This window comes from Hoeflea sp. EC-HK425 (assembly GCF_902498795.1).
GTDB classification, from domain to species: domain Bacteria; phylum Pseudomonadota; class Alphaproteobacteria; order Rhizobiales; family Rhizobiaceae; genus Hoeflea; species Hoeflea alexandrii.
On sequence record NZ_LR701572.1, the window covers coordinates 1,488,199 to 1,503,397 of the forward strand.

At 60.7% G+C, this 15,199-nt stretch carries 16 protein-coding genes; 8 read left to right on the plus strand and 8 right to left on the minus strand.

What is annotated here, in order from left to right; translation table 11 throughout:
• Window positions 1-61 precede the first annotated feature (61 nt).
• From SPHINGO391_RS09840 to folE, 3 genes are all read right to left on the minus strand, one after another.
• Window positions 62-1,036 carry a patatin-like phospholipase family protein gene (locus SPHINGO391_RS09840; protein WP_152008666.1) on the minus strand — a complete coding sequence of 325 codons (975 nt, stop codon included), beginning with the start codon at window positions 1,034-1,036 and terminating at the stop codon, window positions 62-64.
• Window positions 1,037-1,147: 111 nt separating this feature from the next.
• Window positions 1,148-1,597 (minus strand): phosphoribosyl-AMP cyclohydrolase, encoded by a 450-nt coding sequence (hisI, locus tag SPHINGO391_RS09845; protein WP_152008667.1) that lies wholly within the window; start codon window positions 1,595-1,597, stop codon window positions 1,148-1,150.
• A gap of 27 nt (window positions 1,598-1,624) precedes the next feature.
• Window positions 1,625-2,227, minus strand: coding sequence for a GTP cyclohydrolase I FolE (gene folE / locus SPHINGO391_RS09850; protein ID WP_152008668.1), 603 nt, complete (start codon window positions 2,225-2,227; stop codon window positions 1,625-1,627).
• Between the two features lie 298 nt (window positions 2,228-2,525).
• Here folE and SPHINGO391_RS09855 point away from each other — a divergent pair, with 298 nt between their 5' ends.
• From SPHINGO391_RS09855 to SPHINGO391_RS09870, 4 genes are all read left to right on the plus strand, one after another.
• Entirely contained in the window at window positions 2,526-2,975 is a 450-nt protein-coding gene (locus SPHINGO391_RS09855) for an iron-sulfur cluster assembly scaffold protein (protein WP_152008669.1), read from the plus strand.
• Complete coding sequence (gene yidD, locus SPHINGO391_RS09860; protein WP_152008670.1) at window positions 2,975-3,313, plus strand: membrane protein insertion efficiency factor YidD; 339 nt, start codon at window positions 2,975-2,977, stop codon at window positions 3,311-3,313. Before SPHINGO391_RS09855 ends, yidD begins: the two co-directional genes overlap by 1 nt.
• Before the next feature lie 164 nt (window positions 3,314-3,477).
• Window positions 3,478-5,484: a threonine--tRNA ligase gene (gene thrS / locus SPHINGO391_RS09865; RefSeq protein WP_152008671.1), complete on the plus strand. Its 2,007-nt coding sequence runs from the start codon at window positions 3,478-3,480 to the stop codon at window positions 5,482-5,484.
• A gap of 103 nt (window positions 5,485-5,587) precedes the next feature.
• Complete coding sequence (locus SPHINGO391_RS09870) at window positions 5,588-6,433, plus strand: lysophospholipid acyltransferase family protein (RefSeq protein WP_152008672.1); 846 nt, start codon at window positions 5,588-5,590, stop codon at window positions 6,431-6,433.
• On the opposite strand, the gene SPHINGO391_RS09875 is transcribed toward SPHINGO391_RS09870, so the two are convergent.
• Window positions 6,430-7,359: a hypothetical protein gene (locus SPHINGO391_RS09875; RefSeq protein ID WP_193217250.1), complete on the minus strand. Its 930-nt coding sequence runs from the start codon at window positions 7,357-7,359 to the stop codon at window positions 6,430-6,432. The two genes, SPHINGO391_RS09870 and SPHINGO391_RS09875, sit on opposite strands and share 4 nt — an antisense overlap.
• Before the next feature lie 91 nt (window positions 7,360-7,450).
• Here SPHINGO391_RS09875 and SPHINGO391_RS09880 point away from each other — a divergent pair, with 91 nt between their 5' ends.
• Together SPHINGO391_RS09880 and SPHINGO391_RS09885 are read left to right on the plus strand one after the other, a co-directional pair.
• Window positions 7,451-8,044 carry a nitroreductase gene (locus tag SPHINGO391_RS09880; RefSeq protein WP_152008673.1) on the plus strand — a complete coding sequence of 198 codons (594 nt, stop codon included), beginning with the start codon at window positions 7,451-7,453 and terminating at the stop codon, window positions 8,042-8,044.
• 5 nt (window positions 8,045-8,049) lie between these two features.
• Window positions 8,050-8,664, plus strand: a complete 615-nt coding sequence (locus tag SPHINGO391_RS09885) for a flavin reductase family protein (RefSeq protein ID WP_152008674.1) — start codon at window positions 8,050-8,052, stop codon at window positions 8,662-8,664.
• Window positions 8,665-8,670: 6 nt separating this feature from the next.
• Here the strand turns inward: SPHINGO391_RS09885 and SPHINGO391_RS09890 are convergent, their stop codons facing one another.
• Together SPHINGO391_RS09890 and SPHINGO391_RS09895 are read right to left on the minus strand one after the other, a co-directional pair.
• Window positions 8,671-9,570, minus strand: coding sequence for a CoA ester lyase (locus SPHINGO391_RS09890; RefSeq protein WP_152011505.1), 900 nt, complete (start codon window positions 9,568-9,570; stop codon window positions 8,671-8,673).
• On the minus strand, window positions 9,570-10,025 hold the full coding sequence (locus SPHINGO391_RS09895) for a MaoC family dehydratase (protein WP_152008675.1): 456 nt from the start codon (window positions 10,023-10,025) through the stop codon (window positions 9,570-9,572). Before SPHINGO391_RS09895 ends, SPHINGO391_RS09890 begins: the two co-directional genes overlap by 1 nt.
• A 306-nt stretch (window positions 10,026-10,331) precedes the next feature.
• Here SPHINGO391_RS09895 and SPHINGO391_RS09900 point away from each other — a divergent pair, with 306 nt between their 5' ends.
• On the plus strand, window positions 10,332-11,471 hold the full coding sequence (locus SPHINGO391_RS09900) for a DUF2336 domain-containing protein (protein ID WP_152008676.1): 1,140 nt from the start codon (window positions 10,332-10,334) through the stop codon (window positions 11,469-11,471).
• 12 nt (window positions 11,472-11,483) lie between these two features.
• Here SPHINGO391_RS09900 and SPHINGO391_RS09905 read toward each other — a convergent pair whose 3' ends face one another.
• The gene (locus tag SPHINGO391_RS09905; protein ID WP_244615157.1) at window positions 11,484-11,867 is read right to left on the minus strand and encodes a DUF4189 domain-containing protein; all 384 of its coding nucleotides are present in this window, start codon (window positions 11,865-11,867) and stop codon (window positions 11,484-11,486) included.
• Window positions 11,868-12,014: 147 nt separating this feature from the next.
• Window positions 12,015-14,093 carry a DNA topoisomerase IV subunit B gene (gene parE / locus SPHINGO391_RS09910; protein ID WP_152008677.1) on the minus strand — a complete coding sequence of 693 codons (2,079 nt, stop codon included), beginning with the start codon at window positions 14,091-14,093 and terminating at the stop codon, window positions 12,015-12,017.
• Window positions 14,094-14,208: 115 nt separating this feature from the next.
• On the opposite strand from parE, the gene SPHINGO391_RS09915 reads away from it, so the two are divergent.
• Window positions 14,209-15,066 carry an alpha/beta hydrolase gene (locus tag SPHINGO391_RS09915; RefSeq protein WP_244615158.1) on the plus strand — a complete coding sequence of 286 codons (858 nt, stop codon included), beginning with the start codon at window positions 14,209-14,211 and terminating at the stop codon, window positions 15,064-15,066.
• Window positions 15,067-15,199: the final 133 nt, after the last annotated feature.

Below are 15,199 nucleotides of genomic sequence, written 5' to 3' on the forward strand. Positions count from 1 at the left end.
CCGAGCCGGTCGCAGTGTTCTAATGAGGCCGGAGGTCCGGTTCTCGTTGCTGGCTGTTGGCTCAGAGTGGCGCCAGGATTGCCTGCATGCGCATGATTTCGCCGAGTTTGGCGGAGGCTTCCTGGTAGCCTCGATCAATGGCTTCGCTGGCGCGGTGGAATTCCGACAGACCGATGTCCGACAGCCTCGGATGCAGCGAAAGATCGGGCGGATCGCCCGCAAGACGTGCCCGGGAAATCCGGTCCTGAATGATGTTGAAGGCCTGCACCATCACCGAAGTCATGCCGACACGGCTTTCGCGCGCCCTCTGGCGGCGTTCCGGGCCATCATAGGTGGGCGCCGGGTCGCTTGCGGTGTGCTTGATGACGGCCGAGCGACCGTACAGATCATAATGCAGATTGACTGCGACCACCAGCGGCTGCTCGTGTGCGCGGCAGACCGAAACCGGTACCGGATTGACGAGTGCGCCGTCGAGCAGGATCCGGTTGTTGCAGCGAACCGGCTCGAAAATGCCAGGCAGCGCATAAGAGGCGCGAATGCCGGTAATCAGCGACCCCGATGAAATCCAGACCTCGTGGCCGGTGTTGAGCTCCGCGGCAACGGCAACGAAAGTCCTGTCCATATCCTCGATGTTGACGCCGATCAGGTGTTCCTGCATGCGGTCGTTAAGCCGCATGCCGCCAAACAGGCCGCCGCCTCCGATGGCGAAATCGAGCAGGCCGGCGATGCGGCGCATGGTCAGGCTGCGGGCGAAATTCTCGAGTTCATCGAGCCGACCGGCCAGGTAGCAGCCGCCGACAAGGGCGCCGATGGAGGTGCCGGCAATCATGGAGACTTCGACGCCGGCTTCATCCAGCGCCCGGAGAACCCCGATATGGGCCCATCCGCGGGCTGCGCCGCCGCCCAGCGCCAGGGCAATCTTGGGTTTTTGCGAAGGCTTGTGTTGCATCCCACCTACCGGTGTCATGGCCATGACGTCGCCGCTGTCGGCGGCAGCCACTGGCTCTGTGGTACGGCTCATGTTCCAGTTCAGCATTTCCAGGTCCTTCCCTGCCGAACACTCCTCCGCGTTCAGGGTCATGACACCAGACATGGGTTGCAAAATCATGAAGGATGCGGGCAGTTGACCCAAAATGGCGCAGCTTGCCTAATGATCGGTATACACAGACTTTGGGTCGAAAAGCGGCGCGGAATCGGTTTCCAGCCGGGTTTCGCCCTCGGTCTTGACCACTTTCCGGTAGAAACAAGAGCGCCTGCCGGTGTGGCATGTGGCATCTGAGCCGCTGACGCGAACCTTGAGCAGGACGGCGTCCTGATCGCAGTCAAACCGGATCTCATCGACCATCTGGAGATTGCCCGAAGTCTCGCCCTTCTTCCACAGCGCGCTTCGTGACCGGCTCCAGTAGTGGGCGATTCCCGTGTCGATGGTGAGCCTGAGAGCCTCGTCATTCATGTGCGCGAGCATGAGGATTTCGTTGTCGCGGCTGTCCGCGACCACGGCGGTGATCAACCCCATGGCATCGAAACGGGGAGATATGTCCGTGCCTTCCTCAAGCACGGACTTGTCATCTGATGGTGTCTTGAATGACGGTGTCATCGGAACCCCTCATGCTGGGGTCTGCAATCAACCCCTGATCAGTGTCATGAAACGGACCTGTTCGTGCGGATCCGTCTTGAAAGCGCCTGTAAAGGTCGTGGTGATTGTTGTCGAGCCCTGCTTCTTGATGCCGCGCATGGCCATGCACATGTGCTCGGCCTCGATCATCACCGCGACACCGCGCGGGTGCAAGGCGTCGTCGATGGAATGGGCGACCTGGGCGGTCATGGTTTCCTGGATCTGCAGGCGGCGGCCATAGATCTCGATCACGCGGGCGATTTTCGACAGGCCGAGAACCTTGCCGTCGGGCAGGTAGGCGACATGCGCCTTGCCGATGATGGGTACCATGTGGTGTTCGCAATGGGAGAAGAACGGGATGTCCTTGACCAGCACGATGTCGTCATAGCCGGCGACTTCCTCGAAAGTGCGGCCGAGTTCTTCCTCGGCGTCCTGGTCGTAGCCGGAAAACAGTTCCTTGTAGGCCTTGACCACGCGCTTCGGGGTATCGAGCAGGCCCTCGCGGGTGATGTCGTCGCCAACCCATCGCAGCAGCGTGCGGACGGCTTCTTCCGCTTCTGCCTCGGTTGGGCGATTGTCGTTTGTCTTCAGGCTGTTGACGATGGCATCCATGCTCGTGGTCTCCGTAGGGAATTGCACCCTTTACGTTGTTCACATTCGATCGGACCACGCAGTTGGACATTTTAATCGGGTGCCCGATACTCGATCACGCCGAATTTCGTGTCCAGCGGGCTCCGGGGCTTTCGGGCGCTAACCCTCCGGCACGGTCTCCCTTGGCTCCGGCAAACAGGTTTTGCCGAACGCCTGACGGTTACTATATAGTCATCATGAGGCGCGCGTCGAGATGGCCGTCGCCATCTCGTGTCGCAAGCCGAACGACGGGATCGCAATATAGGAAAGGTCCGAAGTGATGATTGACGATGTCTACAATGCCCGGATCCTGGATTTTGCCGGTAACATCCCGCGTATCGGCATGCTTGAGGATGCGGATGCCGAAGCCTCGGCCCATTCGAAGCTCTGCGGCTCGAAGGTCAAGGTCTGGCTGAAGATGGATGGCGATCAAGTCGCCGATTTCGCCCAGGACGTAAAGGCCTGTGCGCTTGGTCAGGCTTCGTCCTCGATCATGGCGCGCAACATTGTCGGGGCAAGTGCTGCAGAACTGCGCGAGGTGCGCGAAACCATGCGTCGGATGCTGAAGGAAAACGGCCCGGCACCGGACGGGCGGTTTGCCGATCTCAAGTTCCTCGAACCTGTTCGCGACTACAAGGCACGGCATGCCTCGACGCTGCTGACATTCGACGCGGTGGTCGACTGCCTCGACCAGATCGAGGCACGCAAGGACAAGGAAGACGCAGCCTGATGGGTGCCACATCCGCCGGCCGCAATTGGGCCGGCCCCTGGCCGAAAACGCCGGGACGGCTGCTGGGCACCGGGCTGGTGCGGTTCTATCAACTCACGCTCTCCGGGTTCATTGGCAATTCGTGCCGCCATCTGCCGACCTGTTCCGAGTATGCCTACGAGGCCATCGCCCGGCACGGGCTGTGGAATGGTGGATGGATGGCGCTGTTCAGGGTCGGTCGCTGCGGCCCAGGCGGCACCCACGGCATCGACAATGTGCCTGAAACTCTCGGCCCCCGGTTCGTGTGGTGGGCGCCGTGGAGGTTTGCCGCATTTGGTCGCCGGTGTGCCCACGAATAATGGACTTGTGCGAGTGCCGCGCAGAAGCTTCGTCCACGCATGCCCGGCCAAGCAGGTTGCCGATACTTGATGCCCCCCGTCAAATCGCGTAAACGCCGCCCTGCACACACACCATACTCAACCACCCGCGTTCGTTGGCGGGACTGGACTCAGGAGAGACTGCCATGGCATCAGCCGTATCCCTCACATTTCCCGATGGCTCCAAGCGTGAATACCCTGCCGGCACAACCGGCCGCGAGGTGGCCGAGTCGATATCCAAGTCGCTGGCCAAAAAGGCGGTTGCGATCGCGCTCGACGGTGAACTCACCGATCTGAGCGACCCGGTGCGCGACGGCGCACTGGAAATCGTCACCCGCACCGATCCCCGGGCGCTGGAACTGATCCGCCATGATACCGCGCATGTGATGGCAGAGGCCGTGCAGGAGCTGTTTCCGGGCACCCAGGTGACCATCGGTCCGGTGATCGAGAACGGCTTCTATTACGATTTTGCCAGGAACCAGCCGTTCACGCCGGAAGACCTGCCGGTGATCGAAAAGAAGATGAAGGAGATCATCGCCCGCAACAAGCCTTTCACCAAGGAGGTCTGGTCGCGCGATGAGGCGAGACGGGTGTTCGAGGAAAAGGGCGAGGCCTACAAGGTCGAGCTGATCGAGGCTATCCCTGCCGACCAGGATCTCAAGATCTACAAGCAGGGCGACTGGTTCGACCTCTGCCGCGGTCCGCACATGGCCTCGACCGGTCAGATCGGCACCGCCTTCAAGCTGATGAAGGTCGCGGGTGCCTACTGGCGCGGTGATTCCAACAACACAATGCTGACCCGCATCTACGGCACGGCATGGGCCGAGCAGGCGGAACTCGATGCGTATCTGCACATGCTGGAAGAAGCCGAGAAGCGCGATCACCGCCGGCTTGGCCGGGAGATGGATCTGTTTCATTTCCAGGAAGAGGGGCCAGGCGTCGTATTCTGGCACTCCAAGGGCTGGAAGATGTTCCAGAACCTCGTCGCCTACATGCGACGGCGGCTCGAGAACGACTATGAAGAGGTCAATGCACCGCAAATCCTCGACAAGAGCCTGTGGGAAACCTCGGGCCACTGGGGCTGGTACCAGGAAAACATGTTCGCGGTGAAATCCGCCCATGCCTTCACCAATCCAGACGACGAGGAGGCCGACAACCGGATCTTCGCGCTCAAGCCGATGAATTGCCCCGGCCATGTGCAGATCTTCAAGCACGGGCTGAAATCCTACCGCGACCTGCCGGTCAGGCTGGCCGAATTCGGCAATGTGCACCGCTACGAGCCCTCGGGCGCGCTGCACGGGCTGATGCGGGTCCGCGCCTTCACCCAGGATGATGCACATGTGTTCTGCACCGAGGAGCAGCTCGAGGCGGAGTGCCTGAAGATCAATGACCTGATGATGTCGGTCTACCGTGATTTCGGCTTCGAGGAAGTGGTCGTCAAGCTTGCGACACGGCCTGAGAAACGTGTCGGCACCGACGCGATGTGGGACCACGCGGAAGATATCCTCAGGAAGGTGCTCGACAAGATGGCAGCCGAATCCGGTGGACGCATCAAGGTCGGCATCAATGAGGGCGAGGGGACTTTCTATGGTCCGAAGTTCGAATACACCCTGCGCGATGCGATCGGCCGCGACTGGCAGTGTGGCACGACGCAGGTCGACTTCAACCTGCCTGAACGCTTCGGCGCCTTCTACATTGGGGCGGATTCGGAAAAGAAGCAGCCGGTCATGGTGCACCGCGCGATCTGCGGATCGCTCGAGCGCTTCCTCGGTATCCTGATCGAAAGCCATGCCGGCCACATGCCGCTGTGGTTTGCGCCGCTGCAGGTCGTGGTGGCGACGATTACGTCAGAGGCTGACGACTATGGCGCAACCGTGGCTCAGAAGCTGCGGGATGCGGGGCTTCAGGTCGATACCGACTTCCGCAATGAGAAGATCAATTACAAGGTCCGTGAGCATTCGCTGGCCAAGGTGCCGGTGATCCTGGTTTGCGGCATGCGCGAGGCGGAAGAGCAGACTGTCAATATCCGCCGGCTTGGCAGCCGTGACCAGGCGTCGATGACGCTTGCCGACGCGATTGCGACGCTGGCCGAGGAAGCCACGCCACCCGACGTTCTGCGCAAGAACGCAGAGAAGGCGTCGCGAGCGGCCTGACCCCTTTCCGGCGCGGCGGGAAAAACCATGCCGCGCCGGTTGTCACATGACTTTCATGGAGACGTGGCATTCGGAGTGACCGTGTCATTCTTCGAGAGTCACCATGCGCCTCGATCAGCTTAGCTACGCCAACCAGAACCAGCCGCGGTTCAAACGCTGGATCATCCGGTCGATCGAAGGCCTGTCAGGCCGCGACCGCTACTTTCGGCTCTACCAGATCTGGAGCCGGGAGATCGTTCCGCAGGGGCGGCATGTCTTCTCGCGCATGCTCGAGCTGATCAACATACGGCTGGATATCAGGTCCGAGTGGCCGCCGCGCAATCTGCCCGATGGCCCTCTCGTGATCATTGCCAACCATCCCTACGGGATCGGTGACGGCATTGCGGTTCTGGCCATGGCTGAGGCGCTCGGCAGGCCGTTCCGGGTGCTGATCAACAATGACCTGATGAAAATCCCGGAAATCGCGCCCTTCGCCTTGCCGATTTCATTTGATGAAACGCGCGAGGCCATGGCCATCAACATGGCAACGCGGCAGCAGGCCGTGGAACTGCTCAAGGCAGGCGTGACCATCGTCGTGTTCCCCGCAGGTGGCGTTGCGACCGCGCCGAAAGGGTTCGGTCGCGCGGTGGACCTGCCCTGGAAGATGTTTCCCGCACGCCTGGTGCAGGCCGCCCGGGCATCGGTGATCCCGGTCTATTTCGAGGGTCAGTGCGGCGCCCTGTTCCATCTGGCAAGCCGGGTGTCGCTGACGTTGCGAACGTCGCTGCTGGTGCGTGAGTTCCGGAGGCTGTCCGGCTCAGCGATCGTCGCCTATCCGGGCCAGGTACTCGAAGCCGACGAGCTTGCGAAGATCTCCGACCGGAAGCAGCTGCTCGGCAGGCTTTACGACGCTGTTTTCGAACTCGAAATGCCGCAGCGCGCATCCGAAAAGCGGCTCGAAATCGCCTAGTTCAGCAAGACTTCCACGTCCGAATTCCGACCAGCAACCACCGTAAAGTCGCGCTGGTGCACCTTGGCCTTGTTGCGTGCGATGGCGGTGTATTCGCCTTCGGCCAGAACGATGGTGGGGAAGGCGCCGACGCTTTCTGAGACCACGTCACCGCCGGATGTGAGGATTGACCAAGCGGTGTCGGCGATCGCCTCTCCACCGGGTTCGGCCACCAGCTTGAGGGTAAGCTGGGCGGCGCGGTGCTGAATGACCGCCTCGGTCAGCTTTCCGGCCTCGACGCGGATGTCGGAGCGGATGACGGCATTGACGGACCCATATTCGGAGACGATGTGATAGGTGCCGGCATTGAGCCTGACGATCGTGTTCGGCTTGACGTCCTCGACCACAAGCTGCTGCTCGCCATCGATGCCTTCTTCGGCCTTGTAGATGTTGAAGCGAAGCTGGGTTGAAGGGATGCGGGCATCGATCCCGGAGACGGCGTTGAGGATCAATCCGCCGGCTTCCATGACAATGTGCTGCTTCTCGATCGGGCCGTCCCTTGGCACTGTCAGCTTCTTGGTGACACCTGCGCGTCCGAAGGCCACGTGCAGGAAATAATCGCCGGGCTCGAATTCGAACTCGGCCGAACCGCCTTCCGAACTGGCAAGCAGCGGCAGCTTGCCGTCGGTGCCGGGCGTCGGATGGAAGATCCGCCAGGTCAGGCCATGCCTGAGCGGTTCGCCGTTCTCTGTCAGTGCCGCTTCCATCCTGACGGTCCTACGGACCGCCGCGGCCGCGCTATCGGGATCTGCCGGTGCGTATTCTGTCAGTCCCGGCAACGCGATTTTCGGATCGCCGCTGTTGCCGAAGGCATCCTGAGCACTGGCAGCGGACGGTTGTGTCAGCAATGCTAGGGCAGAGAGTAGAACAATCGACAGTCTGTTCATGCGGGCGCGGTCCGGTTGACTTCTTGAATGCGAGAGGTCACTTGGACCCCAAAGCCATGGCAAATTCATGGCCGTTTTCGGTCGAACCTGAATGCACGAGGAAGACATGCCGGTCAATGCTGCCCTGAAATCCTATCTTGAAACCCGCCGCTCGATTCCCGCCTTCCAGATGAGCGAGCCGGGTCCGTCGCGGGGCGAGATCGAGGAAATACTCGCGCTTGCCAGCCGGGTTCCCGATCACGGCAAGCTCGCACCGTGGCGGTTCATCGTCTATGCGGGTGATGTTCGCGAACGGATGTCGCTGGAACTCGCGGGTATCGCCATGGCGCGGAAGCCGGACATGGCAGACGACATGATTGCGGTAGAGAAGAGCCGGCTGACGCGTGCACCGGTAGTGATCGCGGTGGTTTCGCGCGCTGCTCCTCACGTCAAGATACCTGAATGGGAACAGGTGATGAGTGCCGGCGCCGTGTGCCTCAACCTGGTGATGGCGGCCAATGCACTTGGCTATGCTTCCAACTGGCTGACCGAATGGTTTGCCTTTGACGAAGACGCATACGGCGTGCTCGGAATTGCCGATGGTGAAAAGGTCGCGGGCTTCATCCATATCGGCACGCCGAAAATGCATCCGGGAGAACGGCCACGGCCGGCGCTTGCCGACATTGTTACGTTCGCAGGTGAGTGAGAGCCATGTTTTACGAAACCAAGGACAATGCTCACGGCCTGCCGCATGATCCGTTCAAGGCAATCGTTTCGCCGCGACCGATCGGCTGGATCGGCTCGAGGGGCGCAGACGGGTCGGTCAATCTGGCACCCTATTCGTTCTTCAACGCGATTTCCGACAACCCCAAGATGGTCATGTTTTCCTCAGTGGGGCGCAAGGATACCCTGCGCAATGTCGAGGAGACCGGCGTTTTCACCACCAGCATGGTCGGCCGCGCCTTGACCGAGAAGATGAACTTGTCCTCGGCCAATGCTCCCTATGGCGAGAACGAGTTCGGCTTTTCCGGACTGGAAATGGCCGAAGCGCGGCTCATCAATGCGCCCTTCGTGGCCGAGGCTCATGCCGCGCTCGAGTGCAAGGTGACTGAAATGTTCCAGCCGAAAGCGCTCGATGGTCACTCCAGCGATGCCTTCGTCGTTATCGGTCAGGTGGTTGGCATTCACATCGACGAGGCTGCACTGGTCAACGGCAGGCTCGACATGGCTGCGGTGGCGCCTTTGGCGCGGCTCGGCTACATGGACTACGCCGATGGCTCCCAGACTTTTGAACTTCGGCGCCCGCCCTGGCCTTTGAAAAAGTGACCCGGCCTAGCTGATCTCGGGCAGGGTATGCGGCTCAAGTCCCGCCCGGCGCGCAATCCGTTCGGCCTGGCGCAGATGCGGCCTGTCGATCATCTTTCCGTCAAGTGACAGGACCCCCGCCTCGGGGCCTGCCGCCGCGAACAGCGCCAGGATCCGGACCGCACGCTCAACATCTTCCGGCGGCGGTGTGAAAGCCCTGTTGATCACCGCCACCTGATCGGGATGGATCGCCATTTTTCCGGTAAAGCCGTCGCGGACCGCGGCGCGGCATTCGGCATCCAGGCCTTCCATGTCGCGGAAATCCGTAAACACGGTATCGATGGCATCGACGCGGGCATTGGCGGCTGCCAATATCGTCAGGGCGCGGGCCATGCGGAACACATCGGTGTAGGCACCGTTTTCATTCTTGTTGGACGATGCACCAATGTCCGCGGCCAGATCCTCCGCGCCCCAGGCCAGCGCCGAAAGCCGCTCTGACTTGGCGGCGAAGGAGCCTGCGGACAGCATGCCGCCGGCCGTTTCGGTCATCAGGGCGTGGATCTTGATCTTGCCGTCTTCCAAGCCGGCTTCGGCTTCATGGACAGCAATCCGGGCACTGAGGTGCTGGATGTCGGCGCCCGAGCCTGCTTTCGGGAGAAGGATCGCATCGGGGGCAGCGGAGATGACGGCAGCGAGATCTTCATCGCTCATGCCGGTATCGAGTGCATTGACGCGCACGATCAGCCAAGGGGTTCCGGCGCTCCGGTCGGCGGCGTTGAGAAAGGATGTCACGATCTGCCGGGCATCAGCCTTGCGCGATTGTGACACGGAGTCCTCAAGATCGAGGATCAGCGCGTCGGCACCTGTGTCCGCCGCCTTTGCCATCTTCCGTTCCGAATCCCCGGGTACGAACAGCAGGGACCGCATCATGACTGAGGCCTCTTGCGCATCATCGCCTGGCGAACACAGCGAGCGACGAGTTTGTCGTGCTGATTGAAGGCCTGATGCTCCATCTCGACAATGCCGCGATCGGGCTTTGATTTCGATTCGCGCACCGAGAGAACCTTTGTCTCCACGCGCACGGTATCGCCATGAAACAGCGGATGCGGGAAAGTGACTTCGCTCATGCCAAGATTGGCGATTGTGGTGCCGACAGTCGTGTCGTTGACGGAAATGCCGATCATCAATCCCAGAGTGAAGAGGGAGTTGACCAGCGGCTGGCCAAACTCGGTGGTCTTGCAGAATTCAAAATCGATATGCAGCGGCTGCGGATTGAGCGTCATGTTGGAAAACAGCATGTTGTCCATTTCGGTGACGGTCCGCCGCAAGGTGTGGGAAATCACCGCGCCCGGTTCGAATTCCTCAAGATACATGCCGCGCATGGCTTACTCCTCACACAATCTGAGCTTTATTGATGCCGCGTTCGAAACCGATGTGCAAGTTCCAGTTACTTAAGAATGCCGAAGCTCCACAGCGGGAGGGGGCATCAGGGTCACATAACGCGATGATGTTGAATAGATTCGCAAATTCCGGGCCGTTGTCGCGGCTTCATGGCCTTTTGGTATCAGGGCCGGTGAGGCTCGCTCATGCAACCGCGCACTGCCGAGGCGTTAACAATCATGGTGAACCGATCGTAAACCATTTCGCTCTAGTGTCGAGCAACTGGTACCGAGTGGGGTCGCAAATTCATGATCGTAAGTTCGTTTTTGAAGTGGTCGGAAACCGCCAAGGTCGGTGATCGCTGCCTTGCCACCAAGGCTCTGACTAGGGCCTACGCGCAGGGACAGATGAACCAGGCGGAACGCCGCGAGGCGGAGGCCGCCTTGGCGCTGCTGATGGAAGACCCTTCTCCAAAGGTCCGCCTCTCGCTTGCCGAGGGGCTGGCGATGGTCGAACACGCGCCGCGCAGCGTGGTGCTTGGGCTTGCCAGCGACCAGATCGAGGTTGCTGGCCGGATCATCGCGCTTTCGCCGGTGCTGGGCGACAATGACCTGATCGAGATCGTTGCAAGTGGACGGTCTTCGCTGCAAAGGTTCGTGGCGTTCCGCTGCCCGGTTTCCATATCGGTTGCGGCCGCAATGGCCGAGGTCGGAGAGGTCGCGGCCGTGGGCGACCTGCTTGACAATCCGCACGTGTCGCTGGCACGGATTTCGCTGCGGCGGATCGCCGAGCGGTTCGGCGATGACCCGGAGATCCGGGCGCGTCTGTTTGACCGTGCGGATCTGCCCTGCGACGTGCGTCAGTCGCTGGTTGAGCGTCTCGGGGCGGCGCTGGCCGGATCGGATCTTGTCCGCGCGGCGATCGGCAGCGGCAGGGGGCGCAAGATCACCGAAGAGGCCTGCATGAACGCGACGCTCAGGCTTGCGGAAACGGTTGTCACGGCGGAGATCCCGGCGCTGGTGGAACATCTTCGCATCTCCGGACGCCTGACTCCCGCCTTTCTCATCCATGCCCTTTGCACCGGCAATGTCGATTTCTTCGCGGGCGCGGTGGTATCCTTGTCAGGAATGAGCGAATCGCGGGTAAGAGGCATTCTCGTCGATGGACGTGAAACCGCGATGCGGGCGCTTTACAGGTCGATCGGGCTTGGCGGCGACCTTGCGCCGGTGTTTGTCACCGCGACCCAGATCTGGCGCGCGGCATCGCGCAACAACGCAAACGTGGACACCGGGCGTGTCACCACCGAATTGCTGCAACGTCATTGGCAGGACGCAGAACTGCAGCCGTCCGTGGCCGAGCTGTTGCGGCTTGTCGAGTCGATGCATCTGAGCTGGCAGCGCAGTCAGTCGCGCGACTATGCCCAGTCGCTGGTGGCCGAGGCCGCGTAGGCGGCAGTCAAGTCACCGCGCCGTACAGGTCCAGGCCAGCACCCTGCAGTTGCCGGTGTGTTTCGAGCAGTTGGCGACAGCTGCGCGTTCTGCGTTGCCGCGTGAGCCTGCCCATGCGCTCCCCCAGCCATTGGTTCCAAGTGCGACGGAACCGCACGCATTCTTGAACCAGATGCCGATCATGCAGCCGCGGCTGCGTGACTTGCACTCGGACATGGCGCGGGCTTCGGCATCACGGCGCGATTGATGATCGTAGGAAAACCCGTAGGCTCCGGTCGACTTCGAAAACGCAATGGCCCCGAATTTGTCTGCCGCGACCGCTGCGCCAGCCGTCGATATGGCTATCGCGGCGGCCAGTATCGTGCGTTTAAGAAAGGATATCGCAAGATTGCTCAAATCATTGTCCCCCCGAACATTGCATGATTGCTTGGCGATGTTACAGCAGGATTATCGTCTTTAAGCAACAGCTTATGCTCGGTTCATCGCCGATGAAGAAGCAGGATATACCTTCTCGACCGACCGTCCCAAGCACTGGCGCCCCGCCTATATGTCGAGATTGTCGGCGAAAGCTGCATGTTCCTGGATGAAACGGAACCTGGCATCGGCCTTGGTTCCCATCAGGTTGTCAACGGCATCACGGGTCGATTCAGGATCGGTCGCATCGACGGCCACCTTGAGCAGCGTTCGCTTGGCCGGATCCATGGTGGTCTCCTTGAGCTGCGCCGGCAGCATTTCGCCAAGACCCTTGAAGCGGTTGATCTCCACCTTGCCACGGCCGGTGAATTCCGTCTCCAGGAGCTCAACCCTGTGATCATCGTCGCGCGCGTAGAGCGATTTGGCGCCCTGGGTGAGCTTGTAGAGCGGCGGAACGGCGAGATAGAGGTGCCCCTGGCGGATCAGTTCGGGCATCTCCTGGTAGAAAAAGGTGATCAGCAGGGACGCGATGTGCGCGCCATCGACATCCGCATCGGTCATGATGATGATGCGATCGTAACGCAGATCTTCCTCGCGGTACTTTGACCGTGTGCCGCATCCCAGCGCCTGAACCAGGTCGGCGATCTGCTGGTTGGCGCCAAGTTTCTCGCGTCCTGCGCTGGCGACGTTGAGGATCTTGCCGCGCAGAGGCAGGATTGCCTGGTTGGCACGGTTGCGGGCCTGCTTGGCCGAGCCGCCGGCGGAATCACCCTCGACGATAAACAGTTCGGCGCCTTCGGAACTGGTCTGGCTGCAATCGGCAAGCTTGCCGGGAAGCCTGAGTTTACGTACCGCAGTCTTGCGGTTGACTTCCTTCTCCTTGCGCCGCCGGACCCGTTCATCGGCGCGATCGATGACCCATTCGAGCAGCTTGTCTGCCTCGGCGGGAGAATCTGCAAGGAAATGGTCGAATGGATCGCGTATGGCGTTTTCGACGATCCTCTGGGCCTCGACGGTTGCGAGCTTGTCCTTTGTCTGACCAACGAATTCCGGTTCACGGATGAAGACCGAAAGCATGCCTATCGACGAGATCATCACGTCGTCTGTGGTGATGGCGGCGGCTCGCTTGTTTCCGGTCAGTTCAGCATAGGATTTCAGACCCTTGGTCAGCGCAATCCGCAATCCTGCTTCATGGGTTCCGCCCTCTGGCGTCGGAATGGTGTTGCAGTAGGAACTGATGGAGGAATCGCCGCCATACCAGGTGATGGCCCACTCGAGCGAGCCATGGCCGCCGGCACGTTCCGTTTTGCCTGCGAAGATGTCGCGGTTGACCCGGTGTTCCTTGCCGAGCGAGGCTTCGAGATAATCCTTGAGACCGCCGGGGAAATGAAACACGGCCTTCTCAGGCGTTTCCGTGCCCTCGACCAGCGACGGTGCGCAGACCCAGCGGATCTCCACTCCACCGAAGAGATAGGCCTTTGAGCGGGCCATGCGGTAGAGCCGGCCGGGATCAAAGCGCGCACCTGGGCCAAAGATGTCCGGATCTGGATGAAACCGGACCTTGGTGCCACGCCGGTTGTGGATATCGCCGAGTTCTTCAAGGCCACCCTGAGGAATTCCGCGGGAAAAACGCTGGCGGTAGAGCTTCTTGTTGCGGGCGATTTCGACCACAAGGTCATCCGAAAGGGCGTTTACCACGGAAACGCCGACACCGTGCAGACCGCCCGAGGTCTCGTAGACCTTGCTGTCGAACTTGCCACCTGCATGCAGCACGGTCATGATCACCTCGAGGGTGGATTTGCCCGGAAATTTTGGATGGTTTTCCACCGGGATGCCGCGGCCATTGTCGGTTACGGAAAGATATCCCTCGGCATCAAGCTCGACTTCGATGAAATTGGCGTGTCCGGCGACGGCTTCATCCATCGAGTTGTCGATGACTTCTGCGAAAAGGTGGTGCAACGCGCGCTCGTCGGTGCCGCCGATATACATGCCCGGACGCCGCCGCACCGGTTCCAGGCCCTCGAGGACCTCGATGGTGGAGGCATCATACTCGTCGCCGCTGGCCGGCGCTCCGGATTTGGAGACCGCCGGGCGTGCCGCTTTCGGCGCCGCCGCCGGAGCTTGCCTGGGCGTTATGTCTTCCGATTTTGACTCGGGTGTTGCCGCCGGGGTGCCAGTTGTGGAAAAAAGATCGTTGGAATCGTCCATATCGCCGTAATGCCTGATGTAGATTGTGGAAACGAATCAGCCGGAGTGTGCCAGAATCCATTCCTTCAATCGACTGTGTAGCATTTGCTTTGCGGCTTGGCGCGACGTTCTTGTCGTGTCCGGCGCGTTATTGCTCGTCCTGACGCTGATGCCGGGCGCGGTTGTTCTCGGCCAGGCACTCGACCTCAGAGGGCACAAGGACCGCTTGTTTGCCTATCCCGGCATCCTATCGGTGGCCGACGAGGGGACGTTCTTCGTAGTCGACTACGACAAGATGCGCGACATCCATCGCCGAGACAGCGAACCGGAAAGGCGCGTACGATCAAATTATGTGGCGACCGGCGTTCGAAAATACAGCCGGGTGGCGGTACACGAAGCCAATGGCCGCAAGATCGAAACCGGCGTCGCCGGTGACTATTCGCGGGCCCGGCTCGCCGTGATTTTCGTACACGGGCGGGGCGGCGACCAACGGCTCGGCATGAATGACTATACCTTCGGAGGCAATTTCAACCGGCTCAAGAACCTGATGGTGCTCAATGGCGGTGCATACCTGTCTCCGACCGTGTCCAGTTTCGACGATGCAGGGGCCAGGGATATCAAGGCGCTGATCATGGCGGGGAGGGCTCCGGTGCTGCTGGCCTGCGCGTCGATGGGATCGATCATCTGTTCGAAACTTGCCAACGACCCGGCTGTTGTGCCGCGGCTTGCGGGCATGGCAATACTCGGCGGGGCACCCGACATGACACTGGCAAGGAGCCTTGCAGTGCGCTCGAAACTGCCCCTGGTCTTTACCCATGGCAGTTACGATACGGTCTATGACTGGCAGGACCAGAAGTCCGTGTTCGACGCGGTCCGGCGCAGTGCCGGTGGCTACCCGGCTCAATTCATCCTGTTTGACACCGGTTCGCATGGCACACCCATCCGGATGACGGACTGGAAACAGACGCTCGAATTTGTCTTCAGGCGCCGCTGATCCGGTGCCTGACTGCAGGTGAGAACGGTTCATTTCGGGAATAGATTCAATTTAAGGAAAAATTGACCGCGCCGATCAACCGGATATTGGGGAAATACGACTAGAACCGCACCAATCCTAATTTGGAGCGGGA